This window comes from Bradyrhizobium sp. NAS80.1 (assembly GCF_001908205.1).
In the GTDB taxonomy this organism is placed as follows: domain Bacteria; phylum Pseudomonadota; class Alphaproteobacteria; order Rhizobiales; family Xanthobacteraceae; genus Bradyrhizobium.
On the sequence record NZ_LGHL01000115.1, the window covers coordinates 14,611 to 35,138 of the forward strand.

Here is a 20,528-nt window from a genome sequence, read left to right on the forward strand (position 1 = left end):
GCCGCCGTCCAAATGCTGTAATCCATATTTTATCTGGTGTCGCCGCCCAAACATCGGTGGCTCAGATCACGCCCATGACGTGCGCGCGGTGGACGGCGCTGGTGCGACTTGATGCATCAAGTTTCTGATAGATATTGTGGCTATGCTACTTCGTTGTTCCGACAGTAATCGAAAGACGGTGCGCAATCTCGCGATTGCTCATGCCCTGAGCCACAAGCTCCAGGATGCTGGTTTCAGTCTTCGAGAGCGGACCTTGTGTACGCGTCTCACCGGCCTCTTCGGAAAACGCGCCGAATTTATCAAGATATGGTCTTGCGTAAACTGACATCGGTGTCGTGCGTTGCAGGATTTCGACCAATCCGGGGCCTTCATCAAGCAGCGAGCGGACGGAGCGCTGTGGTGCCGCAAGTGCGAGGGCTTCGACGATCAGGCGATCCGCCGCGGCCTTATCGTTGCGTGCCTCGGCGGCTCGGACGCGCAAGGTTAATATCGTGATCAGCGTACCGAGGCGGCTGTCGCGTCGTGCGGCGGTTTCCAGATGCGCAAGCAGGCTATCCACGACACGCGGTCGGTCCTGCGCCAGGAGCAGACGAACGAAGATCAGCTTTTCAAGCTCGGTCGCGCCTTCGGCCGAGTCGGGGCCGATCAGATTTGCCGCGGCGACGACGTTGCCGTCGCGAATGAGAAGTTCGGCGGATACGACGTCAATCCGACGCCTTTGGCGCGGGCTTTCCGAACGATCAGCGAGCTGGGCAGCGTCGGCGAGCAGGTCACGGGCAAGTTCGAGTAGGCAAGGCGAGCGAGATGCCTCCTGCCAAGTTAGATATAGTTGGAGTGACCCAGGCGCGTGCATATCTCAAGTCCATCTCGAGCATCGCGTGGGACCTGTCCAATTTGTTCGTTTCGTAGAGGAGATGGCCAAGCCTGATATTCAGGAGCCCAGCCGCGGCGCCTCCGAGCGACGTCATGGCGTTGTCCCGCATGGTTTGCTCGCACAGTTTTATCGCCTCGCGTAGGTTGCCGGCAGAATACATCAATGGAATAAGATCGCTCGTCGCATCGAGCTTGACGGTCGGGTTACCGAGCTGCTCGGCCCAGCCTGATTGCGCCACGAAGCGTTGTCTGCCTCCCTACGGTGTTCTGAAATGCGCTGAGCGCCGCCCATGAGCAGCATCGATAATGCGCGGTAGAAAGACCGCGAATCCCCCCATGCTCTCGATTGCGGTCGCAGCCAGTGTCTGCGTACCGCGGATCCGCCCCCGATTGATGGCGAGGAACGCTTGAAAAGCGAGCAAGGGTCCAGATTGAATACCGGCCGATAAATCGCTTGAAGTCACCAACTCGGAGTAAGTCTCTGCCTCGCCTAGACGACCACGGAAATAAAGCAGCCAAGCCTTGTATCCCGATAGCTCAGAATCGTGCCGTACCGTGTGTTCGGGCAGAACGTCGAGCCATTGCAGCAGCCGGTCGAACTCGCCTCTTGAAAGGGCGTTGTCGACGTTTGCCTTGAGAAAGGTAACAGATTCAGACAGATCGTCTCTCGCAACGGCGAGTACTATAGCTTCTCCCGGAGGTCGGGCAGTCTGACGAGACTTCGTCGGAATGCACGCGTGTCTCCCTAGAGATGAGATAGGCATTGCTGGTTCGCAATGCCTATCTCAGTGACCAGCAATCGATATGGCGCGCGGGTTGAGGCGTTTTAAGCGCCGGTCCAGGACAACCATGTCTGTGCGACGACAGATACCGCGCGGTCTGCTCGCATCGCAGGGCCAATTGCCTTGACTTCCACGTTCGGTCCTTTCGGTCGAAATATGTCTGAAAGTGCGGTAAGCTTGGAACGTGAGCATCAGGGCGCGCCTTTGTCGTTGAGGTTGCTGGCGCCCGTAGCTTTCTCGGCCGGTGGTTGAGAGGGGTTCCAGTGAAGATGCATCGTCGTTCTGGTCTCCGCGCCCGAGAGATATTTGAACTGCCTGCGGGTATTGTCAGGGGCGATATTGCCGCGGAGTGCGGTATGACCTTGGAGCTGTTGATAAGCATTCTTGTTGCTCGCGGCTTCGTCTTCGCACGGTGACAACGGCGCGAATTGTTTAGCCGTCCGCGTTCATGGGGTCGAACGCTGAGCGGCCAAAGCGAGGCGGTTCGGGGCGGCGCGGTGTCTCTTCGGCTCTGAAGGAGCGATGCGATGGGCAAAACTGTGCTCGTAACTGGTGCCGCGACCGGATTCGGACGGGGGGCGGCACTCGGTCTGGCCGAGAGAGGGCATCGAGTGATCGCTGGCTGCCAAATTTGGCCTCAGGTTTGGGAACTGCGGCAGGCCGCGCAATCGGGTGGGCTCGCACTGGACGTCATAAAACTTGATGTGCTCAACGAGATCGACCGAGGAAACGTGTTCGGGCGTGAGATCGACGTTCTGTTCAACAATGCCGGCATCATGGAATCGGGGCCTATGGCAGAGATTCCCATGTCGGTTTTCCGATCAGTATTCGAGACCAATGTCTTTGCCGCGCTTGCATTGGCGCAGGGCTTCGCGCGGGCAATGGTGAGGCGTGGGGCTGGACGAATTGTCTGGACGTCGTCGGTCGCGGGACTGGTGAAGGTGCCGTTTGATGGTGCTTATGCGGCCTCCAAACACGCGGTGGAAGCCATATGTTCGGCAATGCGCGAAGAATTGGAGCCCTATGGTGTCGAGGTCCTGACAGTTAATCCGGGTGCTTATCGCACGGGCTTTAACGACACTGGCATGGAAAGCATGGATCAGTGGTGGGGGCAGGGTGAACGGGTGATTGACCACTGGCCGGTGCGCAAGCTGACCCGCCAGCACGATCCGGCCGAGATGATTGCGGCGATCATCGAAGTAATTGAAGCGGAGCATCCGCGTTACCGGACCGTTCGCCCAGGAACTGCCGAGGAGATGGCACGCAAGGAGCAGGAGGCCGAATGGGATCTCCAGATCTGAACGGACAGGCAACGCATGACTTCATTGTCGTCGGATCCGGCGCCGGTGGCGGGCCACTGGCGGCCAACCTGACTGAGGCAGGCTTCTCTGTCCTGCTGCTTGAGGCCGGCGACGAACACATATGCCCTTATTACCAGGTTCCGATTATGCAGGCCCGCGCCAGCGAGGACGCGGACATGCGTTGGGACTTCTTTGTCTGGCATTATGCCGACCGTGATAAGCGCGAGCGCGATCCGAAATATGTCGAGAAAGAGGACGGCATCCTCTATCCGCGCGGGGCTACGCTGGGCGGTTCGACCGCAATCAGCGCCATGATCACGCTGTATCCGAGCAATTCTGACTGGGAATACCTCGCCAGCCTGACCGGAGACGACGACTGGAGTCCCGACGCCATGCGCCGCCGGTTCGAACGGCTCGAGTCATGGCGCGGGCCCGACCCCGATCCCGCCCATCCAACCCGGCCCGGCGACGGCTCGCACCACGGCTATAATGGCTGGCTTCCAATCAGTCGCGCCAATCCAAAGATTGCCTCGCGCGAGCCGTGGTTTCTGGAGATAATCAACGCAATCGACGCTGAGAGCCGAGCCACTTACCACACCCCTGAGGATGTGGTCCTGCCGAACGACCCCAATGACTCGCGCTTTGTCGAGAATCGGGGTGAGGGCATGATCCTGGTCCCCGTCGCAGTGGGCGATGGCAACCGCCACGGCTCGCGCGAGCGCATCCTCGCGGCGCAGCGCAAGCGCCCGGACAAACTGGAGATCCGCCCCCCACTCGCTGGTGTCCGAAGTGCTCTTCGAGGGCGATCGCGCTGTCGGCGTGGCTTACCTCTCCGGCGCACGCCTCTACATGGGAGACCCGAATGCAGCCGACGCACATGGCCCTGGCTCTCCCCAGAAGGCCTATGCTCGGCGCGAGGTGATCCTCGCCGGCGGGGCATACAACACGCCTCAGATTCTGATGCTGTCGGGCATCGGCCCTCGGGCCGAGCTTGAGCGTCACGGTATCGCCGTGCGTCTCGATCGGCCCGGTGTGGGCGCCAACCTACATGATCGCTATGAGGTTTGCGTGGTCCATCGGATGATCCACGACTACGCGATCTTCAAAGATCAGACGCTGAACGTGCCGGGTCGTGACGGCAAGGGCGACGGTCTTTTTGTGGAGTGGGACAAAGACCGGGGTGGCCCATACAGCACCAACGGCTCGTTGGCGGCTTTCGTCGCCCGATCTAGCGTCGCGGGAGTAGATCCGGACCTATACGTCATGGCGCTGCCAATAGATTTCCACGGCTACTATCCAGGCTATGCGGCCGAAGCCGCACTCAAGCATGACCGGCTGACCTTGCTGGTGCTCAAGGCCCATACCCAGAACCGTGGCGGCACGATAACGCTGGTGAGCACCGACCCGCGAGACCGGCCTCTGATCGATTTCCGTTATTTCGAGGAAGGCACCGACGTCGAGGGGAAGGATATGCAGGGCGTGCTGGACGGCATTGCCCTTGCCCGGCGGATCGCCGCTCGTTTGAGCAGCATCATAGCCGACGAGGTGATACCCGGCAGGAACACCGATGAGCAGGGACTGCGCGACTGGGTGCACAACAACGCTTGGGGACATCATGCCTCCTGCACCTGCAAGATCGGCGCTGCGGATGATTCGCAGGCGGTGCTCGATGGCGATTTCCGGGTGCGAGGCGTGCATGGTCTGCGCGTCGTGGATGCCAGCGTCTTTCCACGTATCCCTGCCATTTTCGTCTGCAGCGCGGTCTACATGGTGAGCGAGCGCGCGAGCGATGTGATCATCGCACAGAATAGATAGTTGTGAGTGCAATTGGTTGAGTAACGTACCTCCGGCAACCCGTAGCGAATGTTCTCTGACCGAGGGAGTCCATTGCGCCTCCACATGTTGTCTTCGGAGATCTTTCTCGCGTATCATTGCAACTTTGTCGTTCCACTTCTCACTGAGTGGTAAATCCTCGATCGGGCCTTCATAGTGTTGCTCTGGTCGCCAGCGAGAGTCCCGATCGTAAAAGGATTCGCTAGTATGTCCGCAAATTTCGATGAGCGCGCCCTACCTTCAGATAGGTGACAAATATGTGCGAGAGAGAGCATAGTTCATAGTGTTCGATGAAAGGGTTAGAGCGCAAGAAGAGGGCACTCTCCAGTCGCTAACCTATCGATGAGTTGCCAAGTTGATGTCCTCGCGATTTGCTCTGTCAAGCGCGCCATGAGCGCGTCAGTGGTGGCGCTTGCCAGACATTCAACGTTGGACTTCTCGCTTGGAATTTCGGGGTGGAGGAAAAATGCCTACACGCCGCACAGTCGTTCAGGCTGCAGGAGTAACGTTGGTCGCAATGGCATCGCAGGCAGCGTTCGGCACATCGAACAGAGCTTTCGCAAAGCCTTACACTGGTCCGCACGAGTTGCCGCGCAGCCTCATTCTACTTCAGATGAAGCAGGCCGATGGCAACGAAACGCGTGGAGTCAAAAACAAAAGGCGGCAGTACTCGACTGCCCCCAACCTCAGCTGAAGGAAATTCGCAGATGGCCAGCGGCTTTGTCATCACCGAAGGCAGCGCCGAGTTCTTCTGCGAGGACTGCGGTTCGAAGCCCTCCACACGATCGATACAGCCGACTTGTTTCGCTTAATTTATGGCAACAGGTGGAGGAAGCCATCATGAGCTATTCGAACTACGAATGCTTTCAGCTTAGGCGCGATTCCGGCGTAGCCGTCATGACATCAATCATCCCCCCATAAATCTCCTGGATGAGGTGCTTTCCGAAGAATATCTTGCCAAGCAGGAGGGCAAGAACGATATCCGGTTTTTCTCCAAGGAGATCATGACGCACTCTGCCGATCGTTTGATGATGGAAGCGGGCCTGCGGCATGCCCTGCATCGAAACGAGTTGTGCCTCCACTATCAGCCGAAGCTGGACGTAGCGACAGGACAAATCGTAGGCGTGGAGGCCCTGTTTCCCTGGAATCATCCGGTTCTGGAATTGCTGTCTCCCTTGCGGTTCATTGCGCTCACCGAGGGGACCGGCCTGATCGTCCCGATTGGCCGTTGAGTCATGAGTACGGCCTGCGAACAGAATGTGGCTTGGCAAAGCGACGGGCTTCCTCCGCTTTCGATTGCCGTCAATGCGTCGCCGCGGCAGTTCGCGGACGAGAACTTGTTGCGGGATATCGACGATGCGCTGCGGGTGAGCGGCATGGATCCCGGCCTCCTGCAGATCGAGATCACCGAGAGCATGGTCATGCTCAATGTCGAGCGAGCAGTCCGGTCCCTGGATGCGATCCAGAGCCGGGGTGTGCGCCTCGCCATCGATGATTTCGGAACCGGGTATTCATCGATGTCTGTGATGAAGCGATTCCCATTCGACACGTTCAAGATCGATCGATCGTTCGTTCGTGAGCTGCCAGAAAACTCCGAGGATAAGGCCATCGCGCAGGCCTTCGTCGATATGGGCAAGGCACTCGGGTTGACGATCGTTGCCGAAGGGGTTGAACCAGTGAGCAGCACGAATTTCTGCGCGACCTCGCTTGCGACGAAATACAGGGATTCCTGATGAGCAAGCCCACGTTTCCGCCGACCGCATCGCCGAGCTCATGCGGTCGCCCGTTGTTGTCGCACCGGCACTTCAGCCGGAGAGTGAACCTTCACTCAGCGGGGCGGCGACATGATCAGACGCCGGCGTCACGCGCAAGTGAGGCGCCATTTGGGGCTTGGGCCCGGTATTACGAGCTCAACAACAAATGCGATTGTACCCTCGGCGTCATCACTGGGCGGACGCCAGTGGGTCCGCGAAACGCCGCTGGATGACAGGCTCCGCGTCAAGACCCGGTAATCCAGCTCTACGGCCCGCCGTGTGGGGCACTGGATTAAGCGGTCGTTAAGCCTGCAAGCAGACGCTTCCATAGATCAACCAGTCGTTGAGGTGCCTTTGTCTTAGATGGAAGGCTCGTTCACGAAGGGCCCTCTTTCGATGATGTCTCTCGCAGCCGCCTTGATCTATTGGGTCATCATAGCCCTGTGGCTTGCGGTCTTCGCCGCAATGAGCGTCGCCTACATCCGCAATCCGCGGACATTCGGGACCGTGCGACTGCTCTTGTCGGTGCTCGTCATCGATACGACGCGTAACATCGCCGAGAATTTCTATTTCGGGATATATTTCGGAGGACAGTACGGTTTGCTCCCGAGTTCGCTGGTGTCCATTCTTGGCGATCCAAGCTATCTCGTCATTCCGAAAGTGCTGAACGTGATAGCGGCTCTGGCCGTTCTCGGCTTGCTTGTGTTTCGGTGGCTTCCGTTGGCTGCCAGGGAGAGAGCAAAGGCCGACGCCGATTTCCGCCTTCAGGCGGACGCGTTAAGCCAGGAAACACGCGAACGACAACGCCTCTTCGACACCTCGCTGGACCTCATCCTCGTCACCGATCCAAATGGAATCTTCATTCGGGTCAGTCCCAGTTCGTTCGCCATCGTGGGGTACCGGCCGGAGGAGATGATCGGTCGAAACGGTACGGACTTCATTTACCTTGAAGATTTGGACGGCATTCGAAGGGAGATGAAGCTAGGGCGACAGAGCGGCCAGGGCACACGAAATTTTGAGACGCGGTACGTCCACAAGAACGGCGCCATCATTTCTCTGGCCTGGTCTGGTGTGTGGTCTGAGCCTGAGCAGAAGTACTTCCTAATTGGTCGTGATGTAACTGAGCGAAAGATCGCAGAGGAGAAGTTGCAGCGGCTCGCGCATTACGACCAGTTGACGGGGCTTCCCAATCGCACCAGTCTCAATGAAGATCTCGAGGAAATCTTCGCTGACCTCGATGCCCGTTCGGTATCGATTGCGATATTCGATCTCGATGGTTTCAAGGACATAAATGATACGCTCGGCCACACCATTGGCGATAAACTGCTCGAAATGGTTGCCGACCGCGCGGCTGCCGGCGCAGCAGGGCGGCGCGTGTACCGGCTCGGCGGCGATGAATTTGTTTTGACGCTGCCTGACTGCGGAGATCCGCTTGTCGCAATTCAAGCCGTCAAAGTCATGTTCGGCCGCCTGACCGAGTGCTTTGAAGTCGAGGGCCACAGACTATTTGTTGCCGCCAGCGCAGGCGTTGCCGTGGCGCCGGCGCACGGGGCCACCATAGACGAGCTGGTCGCCAATGCCGACCTTGCCCTGTACGACGCTAAGAATGCCGGGGGACGAATGCCTCGACTGTTTGTCCCGACGCTGCGCGCCAAAGCAAGCGCCCGGCGTGAGCTGGAGGGCGAGCTGCGCCGCGCCTGCATTAATCATGAGTTCGTGCTGCATTTTCAACCTCAGGTCCGTTCCAGCGACCGGACGATTGTCGGGGTGGAAGCCCTCCTCCGCTGGCAACATCCGGACAAGGGCCTTTTGGCGCCCGCCGCCTTTATCGATGTTCTGTCGGAGAGCGCCGTTGCCCTTGAAGTGAGCCGATGGATACTGACAGCTGCCTGCCAGGTCGCCGCTTCGTGGCGGAGGCAGGGAATATCCGGCCTTCGCATCGGCGTGAATCTCTTTGCTGTCCAGTTCCGGCACGGCACCCTGCTCGACGATGTAGAGGTGGCGTTGAACGAGAGCGGATTGCCGGCGGATGCTCTGGAACTGGAAGTGACGGAAAACATTGCTCTTAGAAATGACGAGACGATCATCGCGTCTCTTCAGCAATTGCGTGCGAAGGGGATCGGCATTGCGTTCGACGATTTCGGCACAGGCTACGCGTCGTTGAGCTGCCTGACGAGATTCCCGCTTACGCGAATCAAGATCGATCGCAGCTTTATAAAGAATATAACGGAGCAATCGGGCGCCGAGGATGCTGCGATCGTGCGATCCATTATCGCCATGGCGCGAAATCTGAAGCTTGAGGTTACCGCAGAAGGCGTCGAGACAGCCGCTCAGGAAGCCCTGCTGGCGGCGGAGGGCTGCAATGAGCTTCAGGGATTTCGCTTTTCAAAGCCGCTTCCGGCGAAGACGTTCGAGATGTTCGCGTCTTCATATCGAGAGATGACCACGGAAGAACGGGCTACTGGTGCAGCGAGCTGACTTAGCCCGCTATGGTGGTCGCGGCTGGTGCGTTGTCTACTCCCCACTATGTCGACAGAAAAACAACGCTCGGACATATAAGCGCGAACCAAACTAAGTAAACCTGTCCGGCGTTTGATTGCCAGAACCTTTCGTCTGCCGCCTGCGATGCGGGCCTGTCTCTATGCTGCGGCGTTTGTGTCAACGACCGGAAGCAAGGCGAGGCAGGTCGAATTGAATTCGCTATCGACATTGCCCGCAGCCCCGTCGCTCTCAGGTCTCTCTGGACCGATCTTCCGCTTGCCTATTTGGAAACGACTGCCAAGCTACTAAAATTGCTGGAGCGTCGTTTCGGCCTTTCTTCCAAATGCGCCCTGGAGTCATTAAATAATCGAGTTGATTTTGATTCCGCCGACGCCAATTACCATCAAATAGATACCATTGGCGAATGTCGGTATCGGTGGTTGCGCCCCTCCGCTACCACCCCCGCGCTCCTATACCGTTGAGCTCAAGATTCCTGCCGCCGTCGTCAGACTGAGAACGGACTTGCAACGGCGCAAAGAGATCGCAAAGAGTTGGACGGTCTTGAGGTGAACAGAGTGCGAAGCGATTACACTCGTTTTCAATTTGTACCATGACTTGGACTTGGCCGTGGTGCAGCGTTCGGGACGCGATGCTTGCTCGCGTTAGGTAGTGCGCCAAGTCATTCAGTCCACTCGAAGCTTGGGCAGCCGACAAGGTTGCTATCCTCGCCGCAGGGGATCTTCATCATCTCGTGCGCGATCGGCGTCAGCTCATGCATGCTGTCCATGATCGCCGTGTACAGTGTCTTCGGCGTCCCGTTCAGCGCTTCGCGCAGTTGAACCAGCATGGCCGTATAGCGCTGGTTGAAGGAATGGTTCAGGCTCGCAAGCTTGCTTCCCGTGGCGAAGTCACGTCCGCGCGGGTTGGGCTTGATCGGATAGACCGCGGAATAATCCACGGCGATGACAGCACCCGTCGGCGGGCGCTGGGGATCATCCGTATCCTGATAGCGCCGTCCGTAGGCGATTTCGCTAAAGCGGTAGTAGTGTCCCATCTTCATCGGCATTCCCAGTGACGCGGCCCTTCCATCGGCCAGTATTGACCACGCGGCTTCGCCCTGGGAAATAACCAAATCGAGCGCTTCCTTTGCACTCACAAGATCGTGGACCGCGACGATGTCTCCACCCGATGACCAATAGTAGTCCTTGGAAATTTGATTTGCGGGATCGCCGGTGAAGATGCCATCCGCTGTCGATTGATCGAGCTGCTCGAGGAGCGCAACGATCCGCGAATAGAACTCCCCGATCGTTAGCGCCGGCACCTTGATCTTGTGGGCCATCAGCTCGGCCTGCGGCCGTAGACGTTGCGGCTCCTCGATCTTTCGGAAGGTCTCGATCACATCCGCGCTGAACGCCGCCAGGTTGATCGGAAATTGGCGGTCTGCGAATTGCTCGCCCTCGAACATCATTTGCAGCGGGTATTGCGGCGTGGCCTGCCGATCGATGCTAGGATGACCGCCCACGGCATTCATCACGTTCGCCACGAGCGCCATGTGCAACATCTCCTCGATCATCACGCTGCGAATGAGCTCGGCGGGTTCTCTGTTGGAGGGCAGCTGTATGGAAAGGAGCGCGACAAGGTAGGGCGGTATCGTTGCGAGTTCGAGCTCTAGCGCCGTTTGTAGCCACGTAAGCAGCGTGCCTTTGTCAGGTTGGGCGGCAACATTGTTCACGGCGCACGTGCTCCCGCAAGTTGGTCGGCTAGGCGCAGCGCCAGCGCTGTCACCGTGAGCGTCGGGTTGATCGATCCAATCGCCGGAAACACTGCGTTCGAGCAGACATACAAATTGTCCGTTCCATGCACACGGAGCGTCGGATCGACAACACCATCTTTGGCTTCATTGCTCATCCGGCACGTCGATCCGGCATGGTCGGCGCGCCACGAAATCGTCGCATCATCGGTCAGTGTCGCGCCCATCGCGATGTAAATTCTCTGAAGCTCCGCCTTGATGGTCGCCATACGGGCCAGAAATCCTGGATCCGCCGAATAATCGACTGCCGTTTGCCAAAGCCCGAGGTGATTGCGTTGCGCAATGTTGGTCACGCGATTTTCGAACCGGCCAAACACCTCGACCATTCCATGAATCTGGAGCGGCAGAGGACCCGCGACGTAGGCGTCGAGCTCTGCGCGGTTAAAACCCGCTTGCATCTTCGCGGCCAACGCAACCGGGACGGTGTCCGGCGGATTGATAAACATGAATTTCCCGGCCGGTTGCTCGGCCGGGCTGTCATAGTGACGCGAGACGAACGTTGGGAAATCCATCTCGGGCTGCAGCTTGAGAGGGTTTTTCGGCAGCGAACCCGTGAACACAAAATAAGGATGTGTCACCAGATTCCGTCCCACTTGATCGCCAGCGTTGCCAACGCCCGTTGGCCAATCAGCGCCAGTCGACCGCAAAAGCAACTTGGCGGATTCGATCGTACCGGCGGCGATCACGATCCGCCCCGCTTCGACCCGAACGATGTCTCCGGTATCACGATCGATGTACTCGACGGCGGCCGCGGTGCGTTTGTCGCCCATGACGATCCGTTCGACCGCGGCGCCCAGCCTGACCTCGAAATTTCGGTAGTCGTTCCAAGCGCGCATATCGTCGATGTAGTTGCTGGCGACATAACGCGCACCGAACGGGCAATACTTACACGTGCCGGTGGTTTGGCAGGGCGCGTGCCGCGAGGGCGTCGCGGAAACACCGCGCCGCGCGATTGGCAATTTCGCGTAAGAGATCTTGAGCGTCTCGCAAGCCTGGGCCAGTGGCTGGTCTTGCAGCGTGAGCGGAAACGCCGCAAAGGGGTAAGGGGTCGATCGCGGGACCGTCGTGTCTGATGAGTCTCCCGACACCGCGAGGTAATTCTCGGCCTTCCCGTAATAGGGCTCGAGGTCGTCATAGCTGATCGGCCAATCGGCGCCCTGTCCCGTGTTGGTCCTGAGCCTAAAATCCTCCGGCTTCAAGCGAAATGACCATCCGCCCCAGTGCATGGTCGAGCCGCCGTAATTGAACAGGCGCGCGCCCTGCAGTGGCATTGTGGTACGGCCGATACTGGAATTCTCGCCAGGCGCGTCACGCTGCGGATAATCAAGATCGCGATTGGGTTCGTACGGTAGCCTGCCGGTGACGAGGTAGTGCTGCCAGAGCCCAAAATCCTTCGTCTTGACCCTCTCGCCAGCTTCCAGAATGAGGATCGACGCGTTGGGATCTAGCTCGAGGAGGCGCTGCGAAAGCGCGGCGGCGACTACGCCCGAGCCGACAATGACCGTGTCCACCTTCATCGGCTTTTATCCCTTCGGTCGATAGGGAATTGGCTGACCATCGATGTTGGCGCCGCCGAAATAACCGCGATAGTTGATCGCGCCGAATGCCTTGAAGCCGCCAAGCGCGATACGCCATGCGATCAGCTCGTTGGCGACGTACACTTGGACGAATTCGAGCTCGGTCTCTGGCGGCGCAGTCGGCGCGTGCCGCGGCTTATTTGTGAACAACGACTCGTAGGCTTTCGGTAGTCCATCTCTGGCGATGAGCCGATCAATGAGGCGTTTCGCCAGCCCATAAAATTCGGCGTAGGCGGGGTTAAGGCTGATGCGGTCGGCCATGAAACTACGCAGCCGGACGCGGTATTCGTCGGGGTCGGCGTCGAGTTGCCAGAAGTCACTGATCGCCTTGAAAAGCTCCCACATCGCCTGGTCCACGTCGTCCGGCAGGCGAGGGGAAAGGGGACTCAGTACGTGTTTGACACGCCGCTGATACATTTCGTAGTCCCAAGCTTGAAACCCCGAGGCGTCTAGTGCTTGTTCCAAGATAGCAATCAATAGTTGCATGGCACAATGCCTCGTCCACGCAACTGACGGGACAATTCACAAAATCTTTCGCGGTCGATTGCGGTTTTGCGCAATACCGATCGAGGCCGCCCACCGACGGGGCGGCGAGCAGAACAAGCTCCACGCTAATCAGATCTCGAGCGCCGGCACCGCAACTTGGTATTGCGAGGTTGTGCAACATTTTATATTCTCGCGATGATTGCGAGAAGGCTTTCATGCCTGTCGTCCATGTGATCTGACCTTGCTGACGCTCTCCGGTGAACAAATCGGCTATTTTCTGTACGTCGCCAGCCCTTTCGCCCCTACAATGTTGGGGACGAATTCATCTTCGCGAACAGCGAATTCTCTGTTCTACACGTATCCCGCGCGGCTTTCGGCGATCAGGCCAGATTGTCGTTCGTACCGCGCTCCATCTTGGCTCGTTCACGGCCACCCAAGGCTTGGCATCTGGACACGATCCGTTCTGATGAGTCGGGACAGCGTCGGCAACACCGACCGGATGCCGCGTTTGATATTTGAACACTAACGCTCCATCAGGAGCCTTCGAGGAGGCAGGAAGCTATGGTGCGTTTCGGGACAATATGGTGCGTCACGCTGTGTGCCCTGCTGAGCGAACCTGCGGCGGCGCAAAACCGCATCCTGCTCAATGGTAACGTGGTGACGCCATCGGGCATCATCCAAAGCGGATGGGTCTACATCGAAGACAGCAAGATCGTTTCCGTGACAGAGGCGAAGCCCAACGTCCAAGCTTCTGTTATCCAGTCGGACGACTACATTTATCCGGGCTTCGTCGACCTGCACAATCATCCGGTCTATAACGTCTTTCCACGTTGGACGCCGCCACAGCTCTACAACAACAGGTATGAGTGGCGGCGCGCTCAAACTTACCTGGATACAATCCAGAAACCTGAAGTCGATCTCATCAAGTCGAACGAATTCTGCGACATGGATGAGTTCGCGGAGCTCAAGGAATTGATCGGCGGTACGACGACGCTGTTAGGCATATCAAAGCCGGCCCGCGACAAGCCCGTACCAAGCTGCATCCAGGGGCTCGCGCGCAATCTCGATTGGTACACGGGTTTCTATGGGACAAGCGCCGGCCAAGAGCCTGTTGCGAACGCGCTCGGTATCACCCCAAAGGGTTATCCCCCCATTGCCGCCGATTGGCCGGGGGACATGCCGCCCGAGCGCGCCGACGAATTTCGCCAAGGGCTACAATCGGGGCAATTCAATCTGTTCGTCATTCATCTCGCAGAGGGCAAGCGAACCGACGCCGAGGCGCAAAGCGAGTTCGGGCTTCTGAAGAGCGCGCAATTCTTAACGCCCAAGACCGTGATCATTCATGGCGTAGGACTCGGTACTGCTGATTTTGCAGAGATGGCCAAGATCGGCGCGTCGCTAGTCTGGTCCCCGCGCAGCAATGTGGTCTTGTATGGCGAGACGACCGACGTCGTCGCGGCACTGCGGCAAGGCGTGACGCTCGCCTTGGCGCCGGATTGGTCGCCCACGGGCAGCACCAATATGCTGGCCGAACTCAAGTACGCCAACGACTATGCGATGACAAAGCTTAGCGGAGCGATCTCATCGAAGCAGCTTTTTGAGATGGCGACGACGGTTCCGGCTCACATCGCCCAGATCGACCAGTGGGTAGGAAGCATCGCGGACGGCAAATATGCCGACGTGTTCATGATGAAGAAGAACGCGATGGATGCTTATGCGAACCTTGTGTCGGCGTCACCAGCGGATGTCACCCTGGTCATTGTGAACGGTGTGCCTGTCTATGGCACGGCTGAACGCCTCACCCAGGCGGGCGTTACCGGAACGGAAGACATCATGGTTTGCGCCGACAAACGCGCCCTGAACAGCCAGGCTTTGACGAATGGGACGTTCTCGGCCGTGGTTGCCCAACTCACGCCGAAGCTTGCCGCCGAAAACATTGCGCTCGGACCGATCGCGGAGTGCAACTGAAGCCGCAAGCGCGCGTGGACCGTACGAAGGGCGGTTTTTGCGGGTAGGCGGTGATTTGCGAATCCGGGTCGATGGTTGCGGCAGGGGCGTCGAGGATCTAAAATTCAGAGCCGAATGACAGTTCGGCCGTAGTGGGACTAGTCGTTCACCTGGATGCCGAAGTGGCGTGGCACGTTCACCTGGAGGCTTTCGTTCGAGCGGACGTTTCAAGCAAACCAAGCAACAATGGAGGATTAAAAGATGAAAACTCTCGTCATGAAGATGCAAATGAACATCTCAAAAAAGATGCGAAGGCGCGTCTTAAAGGGCTTCGCAATACTCACGGCTCTGGGGCCTCGTAAAACAGGTTGAGGACTTGCTACGCCAACTTCTTCCTCGTGCGATTGGAAACACGAATAGCCGGAAGAGCCGCCCCCCACCAAGTCATAAAAGGCCTCGGTGAAAACCGGGGTCTTTTTTATGGTTATTGTCTCACAAGATTTGCGCCTCGTTCATGGGTTTGGGGCGGTTGCTCCACGTTCCGCCTGCCGCATCGCGGTCACGACGCCGGGCAAATTGACGTAGAAGCCGACTTCGACAGCAGCTGACCCCGTCAAACAGCACATCATGCGCATCCGGCGGATAGTCTGTGCGATCAGATTTGGAGTCCACCTTGCTGCGCCAGAAAGCGTGTCGGTGTGTCAAATCAGGCCGGCCATTGAGGATGGACGGGCGACAAGCGGGATGGGTGCGCGAGCGTTTTTTCTGTGCCCCTGCTGTGCCCCAATGTTTTCGGGGCACAGATTGCGGGAGAGGAGGCCGCAAGAATCTGATTTTGTTTGGTTAATGGTGGGCGCACAAGGGATCGAACCTTGGACCTCTCCCGTGTGAAGGGAACGCTCTCCCGCTGAGCTATGCGCCCGGGACCATCATGCAGGCGGCCGGACCTTGCGGCCGGCCGGCACATCGGAGCCCGCGATTTAGAAGTGTGGGCCACGGGTGTCAAGTTTCCAGGCGGCTTGATGCCTGAAAACCTTCCGTAGATCACGCAATTCGCAAGCGAAACCGCGTTTTGGGCCTGCTCACGCGCCCTGCTGGCGGGCGCGGGAGGCGTGGGCCTGGAGCGCGCGGATGCGCTCCGCGAGCGTTCCACCGCCCTCGGGCAGGCCGGATGCGGCTGCACCATTCGTGGCAGCGCCATTGGCCGGGCGCGGCGCCGGCTTCGGAGGCTGGCCCGCCTCGGACGCCAGCAGCGCCTCGATCGGCGAGTTCGGGCCTTCGAGCTGCATCGCGAGGTTTGCGACCTCGGCGGCGATGTCGTTGATGCGTTCGCGCAGCAGCGCGTTCTCCATGCGCTCGGTCGCCCAGGAGCTTTCCGCCTGCTGCTGGATCCCGTTGATGTCGCGCTGGAGTTTTGCACGCTCGTCGCGTGCCGTCCGGAGTTGCTCTTCCAGTTCGGTCTTTTCCGTGCGCAGCGCTTCGAACGCGGCCGAGGACTTGCCGCCGCTGAGCGCTGCGATTTCGACGCGCAATTCCTTGATGGTGCGCTCGCAGCCCTCATTGGCCTGTCGGAGCTGGTTGTTCTCGTAGTCGCGTTCGGCGAGCAGCTTGCCCTGCGTGGCGAGGCGGCCTTCGAGGTCGGCGACGCGGCCCGACAGCATCTCGGCCTCCTTGACCTGCACGATGAGCTGGCGATCGAGTTCGGTGACGCGCTGGCTCAGATTCTCGACGCGGCCGCGCGCATCGCCGAGCTCGCGCGAAGCTGTCTCCGATTCCGACCGCTCCTGCGTCAGTCGTGCTTGCGTCGTTGCGAATTCCTTCTCGGCGTCGCCGACGCGATTCTTCAGCTCTTCGATCTGCGCGCGCACCACAACCAGCTCGACCTGGCGGCTCTCCGCCATCATCGAGCGGTCGGACAGCGCGGAGTTCATCTTGGCGAGTTCGCCCTGCTTGTCGGTCAGTGCCTGCTCGGCGCCGCGCAGTGCTTCGGTCTTGGCGTTGAATTCCTCTTCGGTGGCGCGGAGCTGCTCCTTGACTGCCTTCTCGCGCGCCTCGAGGGCGAAGATCGTGGCGTTCTTCTCGCCGAGCTCGATCTTCATGCGGTTGATCGCATCGCTCTTCTTGCCGAGCTCGGCGAGCTGGCTCGTGGTCTTGTTCTTGAGCTGGTCGACGCTGATTTCCAGCCGTCGCGCCGACATCGCGAATTCGGCGCGAAGCTGGTCCTTGTCGGCCTGGATCTCGGCCATCGACAGCGGGGTCGCCGCCTCGAGCTGGCGCGTGGTCAGCCGTACCGCGCGGTTATGCACCAGCGGCACGATGGCAAGCCCGCACAGCATCGAGAGCAGGAAACCGATCGCAAGGTACATGATCGGTTCGACCATGGGCCAGAACTCCAAAAACAAGGAAAAATTTACCAAGGACAATGCATGGCGGGCCGGCAAAAAGCCAGCCCCGCCCTGTTGTTAACGTGAATCCGGACCGGGCCGGAGGAGGGAGCCCTAGAACGGGTTCCAGGTCGCGCGCGGCGTGAATTTGAGGTAGCCGATATTGGCTCCCAGCCGCAGGCCGAGACCCGAGCGGATCGGCACCAGCACGATGTTGTTGGCGGTGAGCGCCGTCATGCCGAAGCCGCCGATGATGTAGGCCGAGCCGTCGATACCGCCGAAGCGCTGATAGATCGCATTGGTGGCGGGCAGGTTATAGACCAGCGTCATGGTGCGCGCGCCGTCGCCGCCCCAGTCGAAGCCGAGCGAAGGGCCCTGCCAGTAGACGCGCAGATCACCGGCGTTCTTGGTGTAGAGCGTGCCTTCGCCATAGCGCAGGCCGGCAACGAAGGCGCCGGAGCCTTCCTCACCCAGGATATAGCCGTTGGGCAGGCCCCATTGGCTGACCGCCTTCTCGATGATCGAGGCGAGCCCGCGTGAGACGTTGCCGAAGAAGCGATGACCGGCACCCACAAGTTCGTCCGGCCCATAGGTGTTGGGGGTCGGGGTTCGCTGCGGCGGCGGCAGGTTAGGTGGCGGCGCCTGCTGGGCGGAGGCGGGCACGATCCAGCCGATCAGCGCGGCAAGCGCGATCGCGGCAAGGCGTGATGCGAAAGTCATAAAGAACCCCTGGTATCGAATCCGTTCGCTTCCTTAACCTGACGCCAACAGGCACGGCCCTAGGTTGCGCCGGATGTCCCCTCGACTCGGATGTTATCCGCAGCAACTATGACGGCACAACGGCAGGAAGATAGCCCTTTGCGCCCCGGAATTGCCTTGATCGGCCTTCTGGCCTGCATGCTGGCGGGGTTTTGGACCGCCTGCCTTGGGTTGCCGGCGCAGGCTGCCACCACCGAGCGGATCGTTGTCAACCGTTTCAGCGGCGTCGCCATCGAGGGTTTCGACCCCGTGGCCTATTTCGTCGACGGTACGGCGGTGCAAGGAACGGCGGAGTTCGAGGCGAACCTTTGGGGCGCAGTCTGGCGCTTCCGCAACGAAGGCAACCGGGCGTCCTTCCTCGCCCACCCCGAAATCTATGGGCCGCAGTTCGGCGGCTACGACCCGGCCGACATCGGCCGCGGCGTGGCCGTCGCCGCCAATCCCCGCTTCTTCGTGATCCTGGCGCAGCGGCTCTATCTGTTCAGCCGGGAAGCCAATCGCGACGCCTTCGCAGCCGATCCCGAGCGCTTCCTCGACGAGGTCGGCAAGCGCTGGCCGGCGCTTCAGGAACAACTCAGCCAGTAGCAGCCTGCCGCCTGCGGATCGCCCCAGGCGATGAACTCCGGGATGATGAAGCCGGTATCGCGCCGCTGGCCGAAGTGGAGTTCGGAGCCCTTGCCGTCGGTCACCCTGCCGCCGGCCGCGGTCACGACCGCGCAACCGGCCCCGACGTCCCATTCCGAGGTCGGCCCGAAGCGGGGATAGATGTCGGCGCTGCCCTCCGCGATCCGGCCGAATTTCACGGCCGAGCCGACCGTCCTTCTGACGGCATTGGGCCGGCCGTCGATGAAAGCCTCGCTTCTGGGATCGCCGTGCGAGCGGCTCACCGTGGCGATCCAGGGCTCGCCCGGCGTCGGCAGCTTGCGGGTGTGGATCGGTTCGGCGGCACCGATGGTAGCGCCGTCAAACCTCACGCGCTCGGCGCCGCGACCGACGATACCGCGCCAGAGCAGCCCGAGCGCGGGCGCGCTGACAATGCCTAGCAACGGAACGCCCTGAGTGACGAGGGCGAGATTGACGGTGAACTCGTCGCGGCCGGCGACGAACTCCTTGGTGCCGTCGAGCGGATCGATCAGGAAGAAGCTGTCGCGAAATGGCGGAAAGGCGAGTTCGGTGCGCTCTTCCGAGAGCGTCGGCAGGTCGCCCGCAAGCTGCGCCAGGCCGTCCGCGATGATGCGGTCGGCGGCAAGGTCGGCCTCGGTCACCGGCGAGCCGTCCTGCTTGCCGTCGACCCGCACTGCGGCGCGGTTGACCGCCAGGATCGCTTCGCCGGCCTTCACCACCAGCGCGGTGAGCGGCTCCATCAGGCCGGATGCGGCGGTGCCGTCGATGATCCGCTTCACCTGCATGCCTCATTCATCGGCAATTCCATTCCCACCCGACTGATTCGCCTGCGGCTTTATGGCCGCTTCGAACCGATCGCAAGCTAGCTGCCACGGGCTTGCGAATGTTAGAACCCGCGGCATCCGTCAAGCATGCGTGATTCGCCGCGTCCGCGCCGTGCAATTCCAGGAACCCTCTATGTCTGACGCTTCGTCACCCGGTACCGCTCCCGATATGCTCGAACTCGCGGCGCTCCTGTGCTCGCGGGTCTGCCATGATCTCATCAGCCCTGTCGGCGCCATCGTCAACGGGCTCGAAGTGCTCGATGACGATCCCAAGCCTGAGGACCGCGAATTCGCGCTCGACCTGATTCGCAAGAGCGCCAAGACGGCCTCCGCTCGCCTCCAGTTCTGCCGCCTTGCCTTCGGCGCGGCCGGCTCGTCCGGCGCGCAGATCGACCTCGGCGATGCCCAGACCATGGCGCGCGGCCACATCGAGGACGGCAAGTGCACAATCACGTGGAATCTCCCGCGGCTGCTGCTGCCGAAGAATCGCGTCAAGCTGCTGCTCAACATGCTTGTCGTTGCCCAGCACACGATTCCGCGCGGTGGCACGCTGACGATCGATCCGATCGGCGAGGGCGAGACCATGAGCTTCCGCGTCACCGCAACCGGACACAATGCGCGCGTGCCGCAGAACATCGCCGAACTCCTGAGCGGCGAACGCGGCCCGGCCGCGGATGCGCACGCCATCCAGCCTTACTATACGCGGCTGTTGGCACAGGCCTGCGGGCTCACCGTGAAGCTCGCGCCGGAAGGCGACGCCATCACCGTTACGGCTTCGTAACCGCGCCCGTCGCTCTCAAACTGTTAATCGAATCTTTACAAGGCGCTTCGGCTTGTCCGGAGCGCCTTATCTCTTTGTTGGTTCCGTTCTTTCGCACATACTCAACCATTATTAAACGCTTTGCGGTGAAGCTGGCCCCATTCCAAAATGGCGCATCACGCCTTTGTGCGCGCGCTCCCTGTATGAAGGCCTGTTTTCATGGACGATCTGTTGCGGGAGTTTTTGACGGAGACCAGCGAGAGCCTGGACACCGTCGACAATCAGCTGGTGAAGTTCGAGCAGGAGCCGAACAACGCCAAGATTCTGGATAAC

At 59.9% G+C, this 20,528-nt stretch carries 13 protein-coding genes, 1 tRNA gene and 1 pseudogene; 7 read left to right on the forward strand and 8 right to left on the reverse strand.

Going from position 1 to position 20,528, the window contains the following annotated elements:
- Positions 1-145 precede the first annotated feature (145 nt).
- Positions 146-853: a LuxR C-terminal-related transcriptional regulator gene (locus AC629_RS24895; RefSeq protein WP_084807582.1), complete on the reverse strand. Its 708-nt coding sequence runs from the start codon at positions 851-853 to the stop codon at positions 146-148.
- 1,329 nt (positions 854-2,182) lie between these two features.
- Here AC629_RS24895 and AC629_RS24900 point away from each other — a divergent pair.
- The 4 genes and pseudogenes from AC629_RS24900 (at position 2,183) to AC629_RS24915 (ending at position 9,021) form a co-directional block, all read left to right on the forward strand.
- Entirely contained in the window at positions 2,183-2,956 is a 774-nt protein-coding gene (locus tag AC629_RS24900; RefSeq protein WP_084807583.1) for an SDR family oxidoreductase, read from the forward strand.
- A 693-nt stretch (positions 2,957-3,649) separates the two neighbouring features.
- Positions 3,650-4,771, forward strand: coding sequence for a GMC family oxidoreductase (locus tag AC629_RS49920; RefSeq protein WP_283847673.1), 1,122 nt, complete (start codon positions 3,650-3,652; stop codon positions 4,769-4,771).
- A 1,049-nt stretch (positions 4,772-5,820) separates the two neighbouring features.
- A pseudogene (locus tag AC629_RS24910) lies at positions 5,821-6,522 on the forward strand (putative bifunctional diguanylate cyclase/phosphodiesterase).
- 384 nt (positions 6,523-6,906) lie between these two features.
- The gene (locus AC629_RS24915; RefSeq protein ID WP_084807584.1) at positions 6,907-9,021 is read left to right on the forward strand and encodes a putative bifunctional diguanylate cyclase/phosphodiesterase; all 2,115 of its coding nucleotides are present in this window, start codon (positions 6,907-6,909) and stop codon (positions 9,019-9,021) included.
- Between the two features lie 682 nt (positions 9,022-9,703).
- On the opposite strand, the gene AC629_RS24920 is transcribed toward AC629_RS24915, so the two are convergent.
- Genes AC629_RS24920 through AC629_RS24930 form a run of 3 tightly spaced genes read right to left on the reverse strand, consistent with a single transcriptional unit; the run spans position 9,704 to position 12,897 of the window.
- Positions 9,704-10,756 carry a ferritin-like domain-containing protein gene (locus AC629_RS24920; protein WP_168195583.1) on the reverse strand — a complete coding sequence of 351 codons (1,053 nt, stop codon included), beginning with the start codon at positions 10,754-10,756 and terminating at the stop codon, positions 9,704-9,706.
- Positions 10,753-12,351 (reverse strand): GMC family oxidoreductase, encoded by a 1,599-nt coding sequence (locus tag AC629_RS24925; RefSeq protein WP_084807586.1) that lies wholly within the window; start codon positions 12,349-12,351, stop codon positions 10,753-10,755. Before AC629_RS24925 ends, AC629_RS24920 begins: the two co-directional genes overlap by 4 nt.
- Positions 12,352-12,357: 6 nt before the next feature.
- Positions 12,358-12,897, reverse strand: a complete 540-nt coding sequence (locus tag AC629_RS24930; protein ID WP_143199416.1) for a hypothetical protein — start codon at positions 12,895-12,897, stop codon at positions 12,358-12,360.
- Positions 12,898-13,458: 561 nt separating this feature from the next.
- On the opposite strand from AC629_RS24930, the gene AC629_RS24935 reads away from it, so the two are divergent.
- Positions 13,459-14,865, forward strand: coding sequence for an amidohydrolase family protein (locus AC629_RS24935; RefSeq protein WP_084807588.1), 1,407 nt, complete (start codon positions 13,459-13,461; stop codon positions 14,863-14,865).
- An 826-nt stretch (positions 14,866-15,691) separates the two neighbouring features.
- Here AC629_RS24935 and AC629_RS24940 read toward each other — a convergent pair.
- From AC629_RS24940 to AC629_RS24950, 3 genes are all read right to left on the reverse strand, one after another.
- Positions 15,692-15,766: transfer RNA gene (locus tag AC629_RS24940), tRNA-Val, on the reverse strand.
- A 160-nt stretch (positions 15,767-15,926) separates the two neighbouring features.
- Entirely contained in the window at positions 15,927-17,225 is a 1,299-nt protein-coding gene (locus tag AC629_RS24945; RefSeq protein WP_084807589.1) for a coiled-coil domain-containing protein, read from the reverse strand.
- 117 nt (positions 17,226-17,342) lie between these two features.
- The gene (locus AC629_RS24950) at positions 17,343-17,948 is read right to left on the reverse strand and encodes a DUF1134 domain-containing protein (protein WP_084807590.1); all 606 of its coding nucleotides are present in this window, start codon (positions 17,946-17,948) and stop codon (positions 17,343-17,345) included.
- Positions 17,949-18,086: 138 nt separating this feature from the next.
- On the opposite strand from AC629_RS24950, the gene AC629_RS24955 reads away from it, so the two are divergent.
- Positions 18,087-18,572: a YHS domain-containing (seleno)protein gene (locus tag AC629_RS24955; RefSeq protein ID WP_084807591.1), complete on the forward strand. Its 486-nt coding sequence runs from the start codon at positions 18,087-18,089 to the stop codon at positions 18,570-18,572.
- On the opposite strand, the gene AC629_RS24960 is transcribed toward AC629_RS24955, so the two are convergent.
- The gene (locus tag AC629_RS24960) at positions 18,551-19,396 is read right to left on the reverse strand and encodes a 3'(2'),5'-bisphosphate nucleotidase CysQ family protein (RefSeq protein WP_143199417.1); all 846 of its coding nucleotides are present in this window, start codon (positions 19,394-19,396) and stop codon (positions 18,551-18,553) included. The genes AC629_RS24955 and AC629_RS24960 overlap by 22 nt on opposite strands.
- A 172-nt stretch (positions 19,397-19,568) precedes the next feature.
- Between AC629_RS24960 and chpT the strand changes: the two genes are divergently transcribed.
- Entirely contained in the window at positions 19,569-20,216 is a 648-nt protein-coding gene (chpT, locus tag AC629_RS24965) for a histidine phosphotransferase ChpT (protein WP_084807592.1), read from the forward strand.
- The last annotated feature ends 312 nt before the right edge of the window (positions 20,217-20,528 follow it).